Raw genomic sequence first — 17539 nt, forward strand, 5'->3', positions numbered from 1 at the left:
CGGTATCGGGGTTGCGCCAACGGCGCCTCTTTCTTTAGACGACTGGCGAAATATGGAAAATTATGCGGCCTGTCACTGAGCGGAGTCGGCGGCGGGTACGGGCTCTTCGGGGACGGGGGGGGAGACGAGGGTTCGGAAGGTGATGACGTCGTCGGCGATGCCGGCCTCGACGGTGGCGTGCTCGGGGATCTCCCCCCGGATGATCCGCTCCGAGAGCGGGTCCTCGAGGTGCTTCTGGATGGCTCGCCGCAGGGGACGCGCCCCGTAGGAGCGGTCCTTGCAGGTCACCTCGATGATGAAGTCCACCACCGCGTCCTGGAGGTGGAGGCGGATGTCCCGGTGGCCCAGGTTGGCGCTGAGATCGCCGGCCAGCAGGTGGACGATCTGCCGCAGGTCCTCCGTCTCCAGGGGCTTGAAGAAGATGATCTCGTCCAGGCGGTTGAGGAACTCCGGCCGGAAGATCTTCTTCACCTCCGAGCGGATCATGTCCTCGCCCTTCTTCCAGTCGGCCTGGGAGGAGGCGGAGAAGCCCAGGCCGGAGCGCCGGCTCAGGTGCTCCGCCCCGAGGTTGGAGGTCATGATGAGGATGACGTTGCGGAAGTCCGCCCGGTTGCCCAGGGAGTCGGTGAGGCGCCCGTCCTCCATGACCTGAAGGAGGATGTTGAAGACGTCGTAGTGGGCCTTTTCGATCTCGTCCAGCAGGATCACCGCGTACGGGTTTCGCTTGATGCGCTCCGTGAGCTGCCCTCCCTCCTCGTGGCCCACGTACCCCGGGGGTGACCCGATCAGCTTGGCCACGGAGTGCTTCTCCATGTACTCCGACATGTCGACGCGGACGAGCGCCTGCTCCGAGCCGAAGAGGAACTCGGCGAGCCGCTTGGCGACCTCCGTCTTCCCGACGCCCGTCGGGCCGAGGAACAGGAAGGAACCCACGGGGCGGTTCGGGCTCTTCAGGCCCGCCCGGTTGCGCCGGATGGCCTTGGCCAGCGAGGAGATGGCCTCGTCCTGGCGGACGATGCGCCGGTGGAGCTCCTCCTCGATCCGGAGGAGCTTCTGGATCTCCTCCTCCTTGATCTGGTTGACGGGGATCCCGGTCCAGCGGGCGACGACGTCCTCGATGTCCTCCCGGCGGACCACGGGCGGGAGATCGAGGTCGGCCCCGCTCCGGAGACGGGTGTTTTCCAGCTCCCGCTGGAACTTCAGCAGGTCCTTCTTGAGGCGGGCCGCCTCCTCGAACTCGTGCCGCTTGATGCACTCGGACACCAGGATCTGCAGTTCGTCCACCTGCCGCTGGGCCTGGTAGACCTCGTCGGGGATGTCCGCGAGCCGGAGCTTGACGCGGGCGCCGGCCTCGTCCAGCACGTCGATGGCCTTGTCGGGCAGGAAGCGGTCCGGGATGAAGCGGCTGGAGAGGCGGACGGCGGTCTCCACCGCGTTGTCGGTGTAGGTCAGGCCGTGGAAGTTCTCGTAGCGCTCCTTGATGCCCAGAAGGACGCGCAGCGAGTCCTCCTCGCTGGGCGCCGCGATCTGGATGGGCTGGAAACGCCGCTCCAGGGAGCGGTCCTTCTCGATGGTCTTCCGGTACTCCGCGGGGGTGGTGGAGCCGATGCACTGGACCTCCCCCCGGGACAGGGCGGGCTTGAGGATGTTGGCCGCGTCCAGGGAGCCCTCGGCGGACCCGGCGCCCACGATGGTGTGAAGCTCGTCGATGAAGACGATGAAGTCGCGGTTGTCGGTGAGTTCCTTCATCAGCCCCTTGAGCCGTTCCTCGAACTGGCCCCGGTACTTGGTGCCGGCCACGATGAGGGAGAGGTCGAGGGCGATGATGCGCTTGCTGGAGAGGAAGGGCGGGACCTTCCCGTCGACGATGCGCTGGGCCAGGCCCTCCACGATGGCGGTTTTTCCCACGCCCGGCTCGCCGATCAGGACGGGGTTGTTCTTGGTGCGCCGGCAGAGGATCTGGATGAGCCGCTCCACCTCGCGCTCCCGGCCGATCAGCGGGTCCAGTTCGTTGCGGAAGGCCTTCTCGGTCAGGTCCCGGGAGAAATCCTGCACCAGGGGCGTTTCGCGCTTCTTCTTCTGCTTCCCGTTCTCGTCCTGCCCGGCCGGGGCGGACAGGTGCTCCCGGATGGCGGAGACCCGCACGCCCTGCTCGTAGAGGATGCGGCCCGCCAGGGTCTGCTTCTCGCGCAGGAGCCCCAGCAGGATGTGGTCGGTGCTGACCACCTTGTGGCCGAGCTGCTCCGACTCCTCCACGGCGTTGTTGAGGACGCGCTTCACCTCGTTGGACAGGGGGATCTCGATGGAGGTGGGCACCTTCTCGCGCAGGCGGATGTGGCTTTCCACGCCCTTGCGGATGGCGTCGGCCGCGCTCTCGCCCGCCGGGAAGTAGCGGAGGATGCGCTTGTCCTCCCGGATGAGGCCCAGCAGGACGTGCTCGGTGTCGATGATGCCGCTCCCGAGGAGGCTGGCCTCGTACCGGGCGAAGAAGATCACCCGCCGCGCTTTTTCCGTGTACCGCTCGAACATGGGGCCTTCCGTCACAACCCGGATTGACCGGATATCAACCACAAACCACACGAACCACACCAACGGTTTCGATGCGAGGCCGGGTCCAGTCACGCGAAATGCAGTCGAGAGGCAAGGACTAAAGCCTTCGCATCATGTTTTTATGATGCATCAAATCGCCGTTTCAGGCAAGGGAATATTCCGAATGAGGTTGCCGCGCTGTTGACGGGCGGGTGTATGATACCCGGGTCGGGCCGCTCCGAAGGGACCCGGTCGGGGGGCCGGGTTGTCCTCTGCCATGACGTACCCGGCGTTTTCGGCGCCCGGTTTTTTTTCGTGTGGTTCGTGTGGTTCGTGGTTCCATTCTGTCCTGTGGGTCGGGAGGGAGACATGGGGATCATCGGAAAACCCGCCGACGTCCGGTTTTTCTGCGGGGTCCTGCTGAACCGGGACTTGGCGTGGGAGACGGTCCGGGAGTTGCTGGAGCGCGAACTGGGCGCCATCGGGGAGGAATCCCCCGCCTACCCCTTCGATTCCACGGATTACTACCGGGACGAGACCGGGGACCGGGTCGACCGGCGCTTCGTGACGTTCCGTTCTCTCGCGGCGCCGGACACACTGGCCGACCTGAAGATCCGGACCAACCGCCTCGAAGAGGGACTGGCCACGAGCCTGGGCTCGCCCTGGCCGCGCCCCGTGAACCTGGACCCCGGTTACGTGGAGCCGGCCAAGCTCGTGCTGGCCAGCACCAAGAACTTCTACCACCGGGTCTACCTGCGGGACGGGATCTGGGCCGAGGTCACCCTCCACTTCCAGGCCGGGGCGTGGCGGACTTTCCCCTGGACCTTCCCCGACTTCGCCGCGGAGACCTACCACGGCTTTTTCCGGGAAATCCGGGAGCAGTACCGGCGGGAACTCCGGGCGTTGCGAAAGCCGCCCCGCAGAACGGAAGAGAACCACGAACCCCACGAACCACACGAACAGCCGTAGGCCGCGACCCGGTCTGAACCACGGATGAACACGGATACCGGCTTTCCCCATCGCTCCCGGTATTCTTCACGTCCCTCGAGTTACTCCAGCCCCTCAGGAATGAGGCCATCGTAAAAAGTCCTTTTCGCTCACAGAGGCACGGAGGCACGGAGAAATGCAAATCGTCTTTAATAGAATCAAAAGTTCTTATGATTGTTCTCCGTGCCTTTGTGCCTCTGTGAGATCCGAATCCGGGCTTTTGGCGGGGATGTCAAGCATACTCCACCGGGAAAAACCCGTTTTGAGCGATCGTGGACCAAAGAGCTTCGAATGTGCGAGCCACGATGACGCGTACGGACGGGGCAGGACACCCGCCGGCACGAGCCGGAAGGGAAGGGGGATAACGGCGTGAAAGCCCTCCTCGTCAACCCCTGGATCGAGGACTTCGCCGCCTACGACCTCTGGGCGCGCCCCCTGGGGCTCCTCCACGTCGGGGCGATGCTGGAGGCCGCCGGCGCCGGGGTTGCGCTGATCGACGTCGTCGCCCGGGAGACGGCGGGGGGCACCGCGCGCTTCCGGGGGACGGGGAAGTACCGGTCCGAACCCATCGAAAAACCGGCCTGCCTGGCCTGGGTGCCGAGAGGGTTCCACCGGTACGGAATGTCCGAGGGCGACTTCCTCGAGCGGCTCGACGCCGTGCCGGAGCCCGACCTGGTGCTGGTGACCTGCCTGATGAGCTACTGGTACGGCGGGGCCTTTCGCGCGGCCGCCCTGCTGAGACGTCGCTTCCCCCGGGCGCGCGTGCTGCTGGGCGGGGTGTACGCGGCCGTGTGTCAGGGGCACGCCCGCAAGTCCGGCCGCTTCGACGCGGTGCTTCCCGAGAAGGACCCGGCCGCCCTCGCGCGGGCGCTTTCCGAATGGACGGGGCTCGAGATTTCCCCCGGGTTCCCCCCGCACCCCGCCTACCACCTCTATGGGCGGCCGCTGCGCCACGCGGCGATGATCACCGGGGTCGGGTGCCCGTACCGCTGCACGTATTGCGCCGCTCACGTTTTGTACCCATCCATGCTTCGCAAGCCGGTGAGTGTCCTGATCTCCGAACTGGAGAACATCCTGCGGACCACCGGCAGCCGGGACGTCGCGTTCTACGACGACGCCCTCCTGGAAGACGCCGGTCGGCACATCCTCCCGTTCTTCGAGGAAGTGGCGCGGCGCGGGCTCCCTGTCCGGTTCCATCTCCCCAATGCCGTCCACCCCCGAAAGCTGGACACTCACCTTTGCGGGGCGATGAAGCGGGCGGGGGTGACCACGCTCCGGCTGGGCTTCGAGAGCCTGTCGGCCGCGTTCGAGGCGCGCTCGTCCCGGAAAGTGGACCGCGCCTCGGCGGAACGCGGCGTGGAAAAGCTCTTCGCCGCCGGTTTCTCCTCCCGGGACGTGGGCGCCTACCTCCTCTTCGGCGTGCCGGGGTTACCCGCGGAGGGCATTCTGGACGACATCCGGTCCGTTAACGCCATGGGCCTGAAAGTCAGCCTGGCCAGCTACTCGCCCATCCCGGGGACCCCCGACTTCGAGGCGGCGGCGGCGGAATGGCCCGAACTCCGTGACGAGCCGCTGCTCCACAACAACACCCTCACCATGGCCCGCCACGCCGAGGCGTACCGCGAGGCCCGCCGCCTCGCCGACAGCCTCAACGGGGCGCTGCAGCGCGAGAAATAGTGTCGCTTTCCGAAGGAGCGGCCCGGACAGTCGGCGCCGCAGGTCTCACGCAAAGCCGCAAAGGCCAAAGCCTCGCAAAGAGGCCCATCACAGTTTTTCCCGGGCTCACTTTGCGAGGCTTCGCGGTTTCGCGGCTTTGCGTGAGGCCGACATCGGCTGCTCACGCTTGTTTCTTGAAAAAAACGGCGGACGCTACCTCGCGCCGAGGTGTTTGGCCAGGAAGGCCTCCATGGCCTCGTAGAAGGCGAAGCGGTTCTCTTCGTTGTGGAACCCGTGGCCCTCGTTGTCCTTCACCAGGTACTCGACGGTCACCCCGCGCTTTTTCAGGGCTTCCACGATCTGGTTGGACTCGTCGATGTTCACCCGGGGGTCCTTGGCGCCCTGGGCCACCAGGAGCGGCACCTTGATCCGGTCCACGTGGAAGACGGGGGAAGCCGACGTCAGGAGGTCCTTGTCCTTCTCCGGGTGGCCCACCATCTCGTACATCATCTCCAGGTAGGGCTTCCAGTAGGGGGGGATGGTCTTCATGAAGGTGAAGAGGTTGGACACGCCCACGTAGTCCACGCCGCAGGCGTAGAGCTCGGGGGTGAAGGTGAGGCCGGCCAACGTGGCGTAGCCCCCGTAGCTTCCCCCGTAGATGGCGACGCGCTTCGGGTCGGCGATCCCCTGAGAGACCAGCCACTTCACACCGTCGGTGAGGTCGTCCTGCATGGCCTTGCCCCACTGCTTGAAGGAGGCTTCCCAGAATTTCCGGCCGTAGCCGGTGGAGCCCCGGAAGTTGACCTGCAGCACCGCGTAGCCCCGGTTGGCCAGGAACTGGATCTCGGGGTTGAACCCCCATTCGTCGCGGTGCCAGGGCCCCCCGTGCGGGTTGAGAACCACCGGCAGGTTTTTCGGGTCGCGGCCGACGGGGAGGGTGAGGTAGCCGTGGAGCGTCAGCCCGTCCCGGGCGGTGAAGCGGACGGGTTTCATGGCGGCCATCTCCGTTTCCTTCAGCCAGGGCGTGGAAGAGCCCAGGTCCTCCAGCTTGCCGGTCGTGCGGTCGAAGAGGTAGTAGTGCCCCGGGTTGCGGTCGGAGGAGAGGGCGAGGGTCACCATGTCCTCCGAGCGGCTGACGGACGCCAGGTCGATCTCCCCCTCGGGGAGCCGGCGGCGGAGTTCCTCGTACACCTGGGCGTACTCCTCGTCCAGGGGGACCCACTGCTGCTTCCAGTCGGTGAATTCGACGCCGGTGAGGACCTTTCGCTTGCGGGACCAGGTCAGGCCCGACACGTCCACGAAGGGGTGGGCGAAGAGGAGGTCGCTTTCCTTCCCGGTCCGAGGGTCGAAAATGACCACCGCGGTGCGATCGCGGCCGAGGTTCGACAGGGCGTACAGGTTGCGGTTGTCGAAGGTGAAGAAGAGCGGCTGCAGGGTCTCCTTGAAGGTGGTGGTGACGACCGGCTTGAAGGGGTCCCCCTCTGTCTCGCGATAGAGAAGGGTGGTGTTGACGCCGTCGGTGGCCGTGGCCGCCCGGATCACGCCGGCGTGGTCGGCGGTCCACCCGGTGATGTTGCCGGGGTTCTCGGCCAACAGGGCCAGTTCGCCGGTCCGCAGGTCGAGGCGGTAGGCGTCGAACAGCGCCGGGTTCCGCTTGTTGAGGCCGACGATGACGGCGTCGTCGTCGTAAAACAGGGGGTCGATCACGTTGGCCTTCACGCCCGGGAACGGGGTCAGGTCACGGGTTTCCTTCCCGTCCCGGCCCACCGAGAAGAGGTGGAAGTTTTCGTCGCCCCCGCTGTCCTTGACGAAGATCAGCAGGTTGTCCGTCTTCCAGCCGAAGAAGGGGATGTCGCGGTCGGTCACGCCGGTGAGGCGGGCCGACTCCTTCCCGCCGACCTCCTGGACGAAGATGTTCAGGCGGTTCTGGTAAGGCTTCAGGCAGGCGAGGTATTTCCCGCTGGGGGAGATTTTGAACAGGGCTGCCTGGGGGTTCTTGAAGAAGTCGCGCAGGGGGACGACGGGGGGCTGCGCGGCGGCGGCGACGGCAACGACACCGCAGAGTACGGCCAGAGCGAAAAGGGTGATGACGGTTCTCATGCTTATGCTTGCCTCCGGAAGGGTATCCCGATCCCGGATCGGGGAGGGGAGTCTACGTGTCCGGTAAGCCAATGTTTCCGATCACTGAGAGGTCAACAGGGAGGGGCTCTCGCAACGGCACGGGCGAATGAGCACGGGCGATTGAGTGTCCCGTTTCCTGTTTTGTCGGGGTGTGCCTCCCCGTCTCTCGCGGGACGCTGCCCACCTCTTCTTCTCCGGCAAAGCGTGCCGTGCGCCGGGCGAGCGAGACGCCGGACGGGTCCCTCGCCGAAGCGTCGAGAGGGCAGGGCCGGAACCGCTTCACAATCAGTGGATGGTCCGCAGATCGGAATGTGAGTGTCCCCTCTCTTGTCCGGATACAAACCACTAATAAAACTAATCTTCACTAATCTGGAATGCGGCGTCGGGCCGCCGCGGCCCAGAACTCTCCGGGCATCACCAAAATGGACGAGGGCCCTTTTTGAAGGGCCCTCGTTCGCATCCTGCCTTTGAGCCGGAGTTCAACCCCGGGTCATGGACTCGAGGAAGTCCTTGTTGCTGGCGGTCTTGCGGAGCTTGTCCAGGAGCAGTTCCATGGCTTCCACGGGGGAGAGCGGGTTCAAGACCTTGCGCAGGACCCAGATCCGGTTCAGTTCGTCCTTGGGGATGAGCAGCTCTTCCTTGCGGGTGCCCGACTTGTTGATGTCGATGGCGGGGAAGATGCGGCGTTCCACCAGCTTGCGGTCCAGGTTGATCTCCATGTTGCCGGTGCCCTTGAACTCTTCGAAGATGACGTCGTCCATGCGGCTGCCGGTGTCCACCAGGGCGGTGGCGATGATGGTGAGGGAGCCGCCCTCCTCGATGTTGCGGGCGGAGCCGAAGAAGCGCTTGGGGCGCTGCAGGGCGTTGGAGTCGATGCCGCCGGAGAGGACCTTGCCGCTGGGCGGGACGATGGTGTTGTAGGCGCGGGCCAGGCGGGTGATGGAGTCCAGCACGATCACCACGTCCTTCTGGTACTCCACGAGGCGCTTGGCCTTCTCGATGACCATCTCGGCCACCTGCACGTGCCGGGTGGCGGGCTCGTCGAAGGTGGAGCTGATGACCTCGCCGTCAACGGAGCGCCGCATGTCGGTGACTTCCTCCGGGCGCTCGTCGATGAGCAGCACGATGAGGTAGACTTCCGGGTGGTTGGTGGTGATGGAGTTGGCGATGGCCTGCATCAGCATGGTCTTGCCGGTGCGGGGGGCCGCGACGATCAGGCCGCGCTGGCCCTTGCCGATGGGGGAGAGCAGGTCCAGCACCCGGCCGGTGAGGTTGTCCGGCGCCGTCTCCATCTTGCACTTGGCGTTGGGGTAGATGGGGGTGAGGTTGTCGAAGAAGATCTTGTTGCGCGCCTCGGCGGGGTGCTCGAAGTTGATGGCCTCCACCTTGATCAGGGCGAAGTAGCGTTCCCCCTCCTTGGGCGGGCGGATCTGCCCGGAGATGGTGTCGCCGGTCCGCAGGTCGAACTTGCGGATCTGGGACGGCGAGACGTAGATGTCGTCGGGGCCGGGCAGGTAGTTGTAGTCGGGCGAGCGGAGGAAGCCGAAGCCGTCGGGCAGGATCTCCAGGACGCCCTCGGAGAAGATGAGCCCGCTCTTCTCGGTCTGCGCCTTGAGGATCTGGAAGATCAGTTCCTGCTTGCGCATGCCGGACACGCCCATGACGCCGAGGTCCTTGGCGATGCGGGTCAGCTCGCCGATGCCGAGTTCCTTCAGGTCCGCGATGTTGAGGGTCTTCTCCCCACCCTCGGCCACCTCTTCCGTCTCGTTCTCGGGAAAATCGGGATCCATGGGCAATTCTTCGGGTTGCGGTTGTTGCGTTTTTTTCATGATGGCCTCCAGCCTACGTTATTCAGGGTGGGGTTCGCCCGCGGGCGACCCCTTGATGTTGCGAACGAATCCGAGAATCCGGCCGAGCAATTCCTGCCTCCCCGTGCCGGTCACCGCGGAAAACGGGATCAGGGAGGCGCCGGGGAACCGCCGGCGCAGGTCCGCCAGGTTGCGCGCGCGCTCGTTTCCCGAGAGTTTGTCCACCTTGGTGGCAACCACCAGGTGCGGGACCTCGAGACGGTCGAGCCACGCCTTCATCACCTCGTCGAGTTCCGTGGGGGGGCGCCGGGAGTCCACGAGCATGCAGAGCAGCTTGGGGCGGTGCTTCTGCCCCAGGTAGCCTTCCACCATGGCCCCCCAGGATTCCTTCTCCTCCCGGCCGGCCCGGGCGTAGCCGTACCCGGGGAGGTCGACGACATAGAAAGAGCCGTTCACCACGAAGTAGTTCACCAGGCGGGTCTTCCCCGGCGTCGCGCTCACCTTCGCCAGGTTCTTCCGCCGAAGGACCGCGTTGATCAGCGACGACTTCCCCACGTTGGACCGGCCCACGAACGCGGCCTCCGGGAGGACGACGTCCGGGAATCCGGAAGGGTTCCGGGCACTGGTGATGAATTCGCAGTTCAACGGTTTCATGGTTCGGTGGTAACTTTCCTCGACCTCCCCGGTCGGCCGGGCCGGGTCTCGGGGGTCAGCGAGGAAGGTCCGGTGTGATGAAAAGAACGGTCAGTTCGCCACTCCCTCTTTCCCGGTTTCGGTGGGGATGGGGAGGGCGAGGGGTTCAACGGGCGCTGCCGGGAGACGCTCGAGGGCGATGGCCAGGACGTCGTCCATGGTCTCGACGAAGTTGATCTTCAGCTGTTCCAAAACTTCCGCGGGGATGTCCTCGACGTCCTTTCGGTTCTCGTCGGGCAGGATGATCTCGAAGATGCCGGAGCGGTGGGCTGCCAGAACCTTCTCCTTCACGCCGCCGATGGGGAGGACCTTGCCGCGGAGGGTGATCTCGCCGGTCATGGCCACGTCCCCCCGGACCGGGATCCCGGTCAGGGCCGACAGGATGGAGACGCCCATGGTGATGCCGGCGCTGGGCCCGTCCTTGGGGATGGCGCCCTCGGGGACGTGCACGTGCACGTCCGTGCTCAGGAGCACCTTGGGGTCGATGTAGAACCGGTCCAGCCGGGAACGGACGTAGCTGAGCGCCGCCTGGGCGGATTCCTGCATGACCTCGCCCAGCTGCCCCGTGAGGATGATCTTGCCCGTCCCCGGCATCTTCCCCGTTTCGGTGAAGAGGATCTCGCCGCCGGTCTCGGTCCAGGCCATCCCGACCGCCATGCCGCACTCGTTCTTCTTCTCCTTCATCTGGACCCGGTACTTGTAGGCGCCCAGGAACTTCGGGATGTCCTCGGCCCGCACGGGGCCTTCCTGCGGTTCGGACGTCAGGATCCGCCGCACGATCTTCCGCCCGATGCGGCCGATCTCCCGCTCGAGGTTCCGGACGCCCGACTCCCGCGTGTAGTGCCGGATCAGGCAGAGGATGGCCCCTTCGTCCATGACGAACTTCGATTCCTCGAGGCCGCAGGCCTTCCGCTGCTTCGGGAGCAGGTACTGCCGGGCGATCTCCAGTTTCTCCTTTTCGGTGTACCCGCTCAGCTCCAGGATCTCCATCCGGTCCTGCAGGGGGCGGGGGATGGCGTGGAGGGTGTTCGCCGTGGTGATGAACATGACCTGGGAGAGGTTGTACTCCGTATCGACGTAGTGGTCCACGAAGTGCCGGTTCTGCTCGGGGTCCAGGACCTCCAGGAGCGCGGCCGATGGGTCCCCCCGGAAGTCCGTGCTCATCTTGTCCACCTCGTCCAGCAGGAAGACGGGGTTGACGGAGCCCGCCTTCTTCATCATCTGGATGATCTGCCCGGGGAAAGCGCCGATGTAGGTCCGGCGGTGGCCGCGGATCTCGGCCTCGTCGCGCACGCCGCCCAGGGAGATGCGGATGAACTTTCGCCCCGTGGCACGGGCGATGGACTTCCCGAGGGAGGTCTTGCCGACGCCCGGCGGCCCGACGAAGCAGAGGATGGTCCCCTGGCTCTTCTGGGTCATCAGGCGCACCGCCAAAAATTCCAGGATCCGTTCCTTGATCTTCTCGAGCCCGTAGTGGTCCTCGTCGAGGACCTTCTGGGCCTTGAGGATGTCGCGGTTTTCCTTGGTCCGGCGCTTCCAGGGGAGGGAAATGAGCCAGTCGACGTAGTTCCGCGAGACGGTGGTCTCCGCCGACATCGGCGGCATCTGCTCCATCCGGCGGATCTCCTTCATGACCTTTTCGGCCGCCTCCGTGTGCATGCCGGAGTCGCCGACCTTCTTCTTGAGTTCCTCGAGTTCGTCGGTGTGCTCGTCCTCGCCCAGTTCCTTCTGGATGGCCTTGATTTTCTCGTGGAGGTAGTACTCCTTCTGGGCCTTGTCCATCTGCTCCCGGACACGGGTCTGGACGTCCTTGTCCATCTTGATCTTTTCGATCTCGATCCCGATCTGGGCAATGAGCATCTCCAGTCGCTTCTCGGGGTCGGGGGTTTCCAGGAACTTCTGCTTCTGGGTGACGTCCAGGGGGAGGGAATGGCAGAGGTTGTCGGTAATCTTCCCGAGGTTCGCGCTCCGGATCAGCCGCTGGGCGGTCTCCAGGTTGAAGGCCGGGTTGTACTTGATGTACTCCTCGAAGGTCTCGGTCAGCCGCTGCCGATCTTCCTCCTCGCGGAGGGGGGGCACGGTCTTCTCGGCGACGACCTGGACGGTGGCGAGGAAGAACCCCTTGTCCTTGTTGATTTCCAGGACTTTCGCCCGGTTGACGCCCTCCACCAGGACCTTGATGTTTCCCTCGGGGATGCGCAGGTTCTGGATCACCACCGCGAGGGTGCCCTGGTGGTAGATGTCCTCGGGGGACGGATCGTCCACGGACGGGTCCTTCTGGGTGGCCAGGAAGAGGCGCCGGTCGTTCTGGGTGGCGTACTCCAGGGCCCGGATGGACGACTGCCGGCCGATGATGAAGGGGAACATGGTCTGAGGGAACACCACCACGTCCCGGATCGGGATCAGCGGCAAGGTGACGATCTTGGACTCGGGCATGGTGTTCTCCCTGGTCAGCTGGCCTTCCGCAGGAGTTGGTACATGACTTCCTTGTCACGGACGGCTTCCGCGGTGATGGTGAGCTGCTTGACATGTTCCTGGGACGGCAGTTCGAACATGAGGTCCAGCATCAGGTCTTCCATGATCATCCGGAGGCCCCGGGCGCCGAGCTTGAGCTCGATGGCCATGTCGGCCATGGCTTCCAGCGCCTCCCGGGCGAACTCCAGCTGGACGTCCTCGTACTCGAACAGCTTGTGGTACTGTTTCACCAGTGCGTTCCGCGGCTCGGTGAGGATGCGCAGGAGGGCCTCCCGGTTGAGGTCCTCCAGGATCCCGACTACGGGGACCCGCCCCACCAGCTCCGGGATCAGGCCGTAGCGGATCAGGTCCTGGGGCTGGATGGCCGCCAGCAGGTTGTCCCGGTACCGGGAGCGGTCGTCGGAGTCCTTCCCGCGGTTGAACCCGATCCGACGCTTGCCGACCCGCTGTTCGATGATCTTGTCCAGGCCGACGAACGCCCCGCCGCAGATGAAGAGGATGTTGGTGGTGTCGATCTGGATGAACTCCTGGTGGGGGTGCTTGCGGCCGCCCTGGGGGGGGACGTTGGAGAGGGTCCCCTCGAGGATCTTGAGCAGGGCCTGCTGGACGCCCTCGCCGCTCACGTCCCGGGTGATGGAGGGGTTTTCGTTCTTGCGGGCGATCTTGTCGATCTCGTCGATGTAGATGATGCCGTACTGCGCCCGTTCCACGTTCCCGTCGGCGTTCTGGAGAAGGCGGAGCAGAATGTTCTCCACGTCCTCGCCGACGTAGCCGGCCTCGGTGAGGGTGGTGGCGTCGGCGATGGCGAACGGGACACTCAGTTTCTTCGCCAGGGTCTGGGCGAGCAGCGTCTTGCCGGTCCCCGTCGGCCCGATGAGCATGATGTTGCTTTTCTGGAGTTCGACGTCGGTGCGGCCCTTGCTCTTCCGGAAGTGCTCGATCCGCTTGTAGTGATTGTAGACCGCCACGGAGAGCTTCTTCTTGACGATGTCCTGCTGGACGACGTAGTCGTCGAGAAACAGCTTGATCTCCCGCGGGCGGGGGATGTCGTCCTTGAAGATCCCGATGTCCGTGTAATGCTCCTCGGCGATGATCTCCTGGCAGATCCCCACGCACTCGTCGCAGATGTAGACGTTGGGCCCCGCGATCAGCTTCCGGACTTCGTTCTGGGTCTTGCTGCAGAAGGAGCAGCGCATATCGGGGTACTTGGATGTGTGCTTCAAGGGCGGTCCCTCCGTCTATTCCCGCTTTCGGATGACTTTGTCGATGAGGTTGTAGGCCTGGGCCTCGTCGGCCCCCATGATGCAGTCGCGGTCCACGTCCTTCTCGATGCGATCCATCGGCTGCCGGGTGTGTTCGGCGAGGATCTTGTTGGTGATTTCCCTCAGGCGCAGGATCTCTTTCGCGTGGATGTCGATGTCCGTGGCCTGCCCGGAAAGGCCCGACATGAAGGGCTGGTGGATCAGGATCCGGCTGCTGGGCAGGGCGAACCGCTTGCCCGGGGCGCCGGCTGCCAGGAGCAGGGCCGCCATGCTGGCCGCCTGGCCGATGCAGATGGTGCTCACGTCGGCCTTGATGAACTGCATGGTGTCGTAGATCGCCAGGCCCGCGGTGATGGAGCCGCCCGGGGAATTGATATAGAGGGCGATGTCCTTTTCCGGGTCCTCGGCCTCGAGGAAAAGCATCTGGGCGGTGATCAGGTTGGCCACCTCGTCCGAGATGGGCATCCCCAGGAAGATGATGTTGTCCTTGAGCAGGCGCGAGTAGATGTCGAAGGCGCGTTCTCCGCGGCTGCTCTGTTCGACGACGATGGGTACCAGGGCCATGAATTGCCTCCAGTGGGTTGGATGCGGGCGGCCGCCGAATGGCTCAAAACCCGCCGTCCCGGGCTCTGTCGAGGCGGGGGAGCGGTCACTCCTCCCCGGGAGCGGACTTTTCGGCGGCTTCGGGGACGGCGAGGGGCGCTTTCCTGGGTTCCACGATCTTCGCGGTCTGGAGGAGGGTTTCGATGGCCTTCCGGAAACGGAGACTTTCTTTCAGCCGGGGAATCGCATCCGCGTCCTTGACCAGGTTCCGGCGGAACTCCTCCGGGGTGATCTCCGCCTGGGAAGCTTGCAGGGCGATCTCCTGGTCAGCGTCCTCGTCCGAGATCGTGATCCCTTCCTTCCGGGCGATCTGGTCCAGCAGGATCGTTCGCCGCACGGCCGCTTTGAGCGACTCCTCGTCCTTCTGGCGCATCGCGGCCCAGTCGAGCTTCTGGATCTTCTCCTCGGTCATGCCGTAGGAGAGCAGTCGCTGCACGGTGTCCGTGGCGCGTCCGCGGAAAAGGGTCTCCACCATGGTCTCGGGAACGTCGAAGTCGTAATCCGAGAGCAAGCTCCGGATGAGGGCGGACTCCAGGTTCTCCTTGTTCTCGCTCTCGATGTGGAGGCGCAGGTGCTTCTCCATGGCCTCCCGCATCGCGGCGAGGTTCTCGAAGTCCCCGGCCTTCTTCGCCAGTTCGTCGTTCAATTCCGGCAGGACTTCCCGCTGGATGGACACCACGCGCACATCCCCCGCGGCGGTCTTCCCTGCGAGGCGGATATCGTAGTGATCGGGGGGGAACGTGTGGCTGAACTCGACCCGGTCGCCGGCGGCCGCGTTGCCCAGCACTTTGTCGAGGAAGGCATTGGGGCCTTTCTCTCCGCGGAGGTGACGAAGGGACTTGACGAGGAGGGGCTCCGTCTCGTTCTCGGGCGTGACCTCGATGTCGACCTCCACCAGGTCCCCGAGTTCGGAGGGCTGGCCGAGGATCACCTCGGGGGTGCTGAAGCGGGAGCGCAGGTGCTCGATCTCGTCCTCGACGTCCTGGAGGTCGAACTCCCGGGGGCGGTATTCGACTTCGAGCCCGTGGTAGTCCTTGAGTTCGACCTGGGGGAGCACGTCGATCTCGACAGTCAGTTCCATGGGGGTGCCGAGATCGTAGTCGGAGCGGAGCAGGCGCGGTTCGCCGACCGGGTTGAGGTTCGACGATTCCATGGCCGACTTGAGGGTGTCGGGAAGGGTGTTCTCCATGATCTCCTGGATGATGGCCTTCTTGTAGTAACGCTCCAGGAGGGCCACGGGGGCCTTCCCGGGGCGGAAACCCGGGACGACGGCCATCTGGCGGAGTTTCTTGAGGGCCTTTCCCCGCTCCTCTTCGGTCTTCTCGACCGGGACCACGATGTCCAGCGTGCGCTTGCAATGGCTGGGTTCCTGGACGTTGATTTTCAGTTCCATCTTCTTCTCCTGGCGTTCGTCGATTCTGTAACCTGGTGCGAAAGGGGGGATTTGAACCCCCACACCCTCGCGGGTACCGGATCCTAAGTCCGGCGCGTCTGCCAATTCCGCCACTTTCGCTGATAAACCCCGCCTGCCGGTGAAACCCGGTCAAGCCCGTTATTAACGACGATGAATGCTGATGACGGTTCGGAAGAAATTCATCATGGGGATTGGCGGTGTTCGAAGCCGGCCCCGGAAGCATCCCCCGTGAAGACCGTCTCCGGAGCGGCTGAGAAAGTGGTGAGCCGTGGAGGACTCGAACCTCCAACCCAGTGATTAAGAGTCACTTGCTCTACCGGTTGAGCTAACGGCCCACTTGCGTGTTCACGGCCACCCGGAAAAGAACGTCCGTCGGGGGATGACCGGCCGCGTGTCGCGGACCGGTGGATACTAACCAAGGACGAAGGCTTTGTCAACCTTTTTTTACCCGCGGGTCACGTCTGCGAGTGCTTTCTCCATTCGGGCGAACCCCTCGTCGATGGCCTCGCGGTCAATGTCGAGGGGCGGACGGAAACGGATGCTGTTCTGCCCGCTGGGCAGCAGGATGACCCCCCGGTCGCGGCAGGCCGCAAGGAGGTTGTGGCGGGACTCGCGGCAGGGCAGGGTGAACGCCGTCATCAGGCCGCGGCCCCGGATGTTGGACATCAGGTCCGGGTGTTTCCCGGCCAGACGATGGAGGTGCTCCTGGATGTACTTGCCCTGGACCGCGGCGTTTTCGACGAGCTTGTCTTCCTGGATGATCTCCAGGTAGCGCTGGGACCGGACCATGTCCGCCAGGTTCCCCCCCCAGGTGGAGTTGATGCGGCTGGGGAGGTGGAACACGTTGTCGTGGGCCTCGTCGATCCTCTTGCTGACGGCAATGCCGCAGATCTGGGTCTTCTTCCCGAAGCACACGATGTCGGGCTGCAGGTCGAAATGCTGATGGGCCCACATCTTCCCCGTGATCCCGATCCCCGTCTGGACCTCGTCCAGGACGAACAGGATGTCGTTTTCCAGCGTGATCTTTCGAAGGGCGTGGAGGAACTCGGGGCGGAAGTGGTTGTCCCCGCCCTCGGCCTGGATGGGCTCGATGATGAGGGCGGCGATATCGTCGGGGTTGTCGTGGATGGCCTGCATGACTTGCCGCAGGGCCAGCTCCTCGTCCTGCTTCACGCGCTCGAGGACCTCGTCCGTCACGGGGAAGGAGAGCTTGGGGTTGAGGACCCGCGGCCAGTTGAACTTCGGGTAGAGGTCGATCTTGGCCGGGTCGGTGTTGGTCATGCTCATGGTGTAGCCGGTCCGGCCGTGGAAGGCGTCCCGGAAGTGGATCACCTGGTGGCCCACCTCGCGGATGTGCCCCTTGGCGAAGTTCTTCCGGACTTTCCAGTCGAAGGCGGCCTTGATGGCGTTTTCGACGGCCAGGGCCCCGCCGTCGATGAAGAACAGGTAGTGCAGGTAGTCGGGCAGGGCGACCCGCGAAAAGGTATCGACGAATTCGGCCATCTCCACGGTGTAGAAGTCGGAGTTGGAGACCTTGTGCAGTGCCGCCCGCTGGAGCTTGGCCAGGAAGCAGGGTTCCTTCATCTTCGGGTGGTTCATCCCCAGGGGGGTCGAGGCGAAGTAGGAGAAGAAGTCCACGAAGTCCCGGTTGTGCCAGGAGTCGTGAATATAGGCCCCCTGGCTTTTCTCGAGATCCACCACCAACGGGAAACCGTCGGCGAGCATGTGCCGTCCGATGACGTCGAAGACTTGGTCGGGCTTGATGTGGTTCGTGTGGTTGCAGGACATGCGCTCCTCCCAGGGTGAGATCAAACAGCAAAGTTTATCGTGTTCGGAGGGGAGCTGTCAATTCGAATCAGGGCAAACCCAGCGGTTTCGCATCATGAGGACAAGCAGGGCCAAAAGGGGCGCGGTGAGAGGTTTTGAAGCGTTTCAGAGACAGCCGGCATTCTTGTGCGAGGGGGGTGATAGAGCAAAAGCGGCGGTAAAGT

At 64.5% G+C, this 17539-nt stretch carries 11 protein-coding genes and 2 tRNA genes; 2 read left to right on the top strand and 11 right to left on the bottom strand.

Annotation, left to right across the window (positions count from 1 at the left end; translation table 11 throughout):
- Positions 1–72 precede the first annotated feature (72 nt).
- Entirely contained in the window at positions 73–2529 is a 2457-nt protein-coding gene (locus tag KA419_16845) for an ATP-dependent Clp protease ATP-binding subunit (GenBank protein ID MBP7867602.1), read from the bottom strand.
- A 369-nt stretch (positions 2530–2898) separates the two neighbouring features.
- On the opposite strand from KA419_16845, the gene KA419_16850 reads away from it, so the two are divergent.
- Positions 2899–3498, top strand: a complete 600-nt coding sequence (locus KA419_16850; protein ID MBP7867603.1) for a DUF4416 family protein — start codon at positions 2899–2901, stop codon at positions 3496–3498.
- Positions 3499–3885: 387 nt separating this feature from the next.
- On the top strand, positions 3886–5193 hold the full coding sequence (locus KA419_16855) for a radical SAM protein (GenBank protein MBP7867604.1): 1308 nt from the start codon (positions 3886–3888) through the stop codon (positions 5191–5193).
- A 192-nt stretch (positions 5194–5385) separates the two neighbouring features.
- Here the strand turns inward: KA419_16855 and KA419_16860 are convergent, their stop codons facing one another.
- From KA419_16860 to lat, 10 genes are all read right to left on the bottom strand, one after another.
- Complete coding sequence (locus KA419_16860; GenBank protein ID MBP7867605.1) at positions 5386–7272, bottom strand: S9 family peptidase; 1887 nt, start codon at positions 7270–7272, stop codon at positions 5386–5388.
- A 500-nt stretch (positions 7273–7772) separates the two neighbouring features.
- Entirely contained in the window at positions 7773–9083 is a 1311-nt protein-coding gene (gene rho, locus KA419_16865) for a transcription termination factor Rho (GenBank protein MBP7867606.1), read from the bottom strand.
- Positions 9084–9140: 57 nt separating this feature from the next.
- The gene (locus tag KA419_16870) at positions 9141–9755 is read right to left on the bottom strand and encodes a YihA family ribosome biogenesis GTP-binding protein (GenBank protein ID MBP7867607.1); all 615 of its coding nucleotides are present in this window, start codon (positions 9753–9755) and stop codon (positions 9141–9143) included.
- Between the two features lie 90 nt (positions 9756–9845).
- The gene (gene lon / locus KA419_16875) at positions 9846–12230 is read right to left on the bottom strand and encodes an endopeptidase La (protein MBP7867608.1); all 2385 of its coding nucleotides are present in this window, start codon (positions 12228–12230) and stop codon (positions 9846–9848) included.
- A gap of 14 nt (positions 12231–12244) precedes the next feature.
- The gene (clpX, locus tag KA419_16880; GenBank protein ID MBP7867609.1) at positions 12245–13465 is read right to left on the bottom strand and encodes an ATP-dependent Clp protease ATP-binding subunit ClpX; all 1221 of its coding nucleotides are present in this window, start codon (positions 13463–13465) and stop codon (positions 12245–12247) included.
- A gap of 42 nt (positions 13466–13507) precedes the next feature.
- Positions 13508–14095 (bottom strand): ATP-dependent Clp endopeptidase proteolytic subunit ClpP, encoded by a 588-nt coding sequence (gene clpP, locus KA419_16885; GenBank protein ID MBP7867610.1) that lies wholly within the window; start codon positions 14093–14095, stop codon positions 13508–13510.
- An 85-nt stretch (positions 14096–14180) separates the two neighbouring features.
- On the bottom strand, positions 14181–15527 hold the full coding sequence (tig, locus tag KA419_16890) for a trigger factor (protein ID MBP7867611.1): 1347 nt from the start codon (positions 15525–15527) through the stop codon (positions 14181–14183).
- Positions 15528–15560: 33 nt separating this feature from the next.
- Positions 15561–15647: transfer RNA gene (locus KA419_16895), tRNA-Leu, on the bottom strand.
- A 160-nt stretch (positions 15648–15807) separates the two neighbouring features.
- Positions 15808–15883, bottom strand: a tRNA-Lys gene (locus tag KA419_16900).
- Between the two features lie 109 nt (positions 15884–15992).
- Positions 15993–17336, bottom strand: a complete 1344-nt coding sequence (gene lat / locus KA419_16905) for an L-lysine 6-transaminase (GenBank protein ID MBP7867612.1) — start codon at positions 17334–17336, stop codon at positions 15993–15995.
- Positions 17337–17539: the final 203 nt, after the last annotated feature.

Source organism: Acidobacteriota bacterium (assembly GCA_018001935.1).
Taxonomy (GTDB): domain Bacteria; phylum Acidobacteriota; class JAAYUB01; order JAAYUB01; family JAAYUB01; genus JAGNHB01.

Bases quoted from the DNA above. Each gene is read 5' to 3' on its own strand.
- KA419_16845 (MBP7867602.1), bottom strand. From the start codon at position 2,529: ATGTTCGAGCGGTACACGGAAAAAGCGCGGCGGGTGATCTTCTTCGCC.
- KA419_16850 (MBP7867603.1), top strand. From the start codon at position 2,899: ATGGGGATCATCGGAAAACCCGCCGACGTCCGGTTTTTCTGCGGGGTC.
- KA419_16860 (MBP7867605.1), bottom strand. From the start codon at position 7,272: ATGAGAACCGTCATCACCCTTTTCGCTCTGGCCGTACTCTGCGGTGTC.
- rho (MBP7867606.1), bottom strand. From the start codon at position 9,083: ATGGATCCCGATTTTCCCGAGAACGAGACGGAAGAGGTGGCCGAGGGT.
- KA419_16870 (MBP7867607.1), bottom strand. From the start codon at position 9,755: ATGAAACCGTTGAACTGCGAATTCATCACCAGTGCCCGGAACCCTTCC.
- lon (MBP7867608.1), bottom strand. From the start codon at position 12,230: ATGCCCGAGTCCAAGATCGTCACCTTGCCGCTGATCCCGATCCGGGAC.
- clpX (MBP7867609.1), bottom strand. From the start codon at position 13,465: ATGCGCTGCTCCTTCTGCAGCAAGACCCAGAACGAAGTCCGGAAGCTG.
- clpP (MBP7867610.1), bottom strand. From the start codon at position 14,095: ATGGCCCTGGTACCCATCGTCGTCGAACAGAGCAGCCGCGGAGAACGC.
- tig (MBP7867611.1), bottom strand. From the start codon at position 15,527: ATGGAACTGAAAATCAACGTCCAGGAACCCAGCCATTGCAAGCGCACG.
- lat (MBP7867612.1), bottom strand. From the start codon at position 17,336: ATGTCCTGCAACCACACGAACCACATCAAGCCCGACCAAGTCTTCGAC.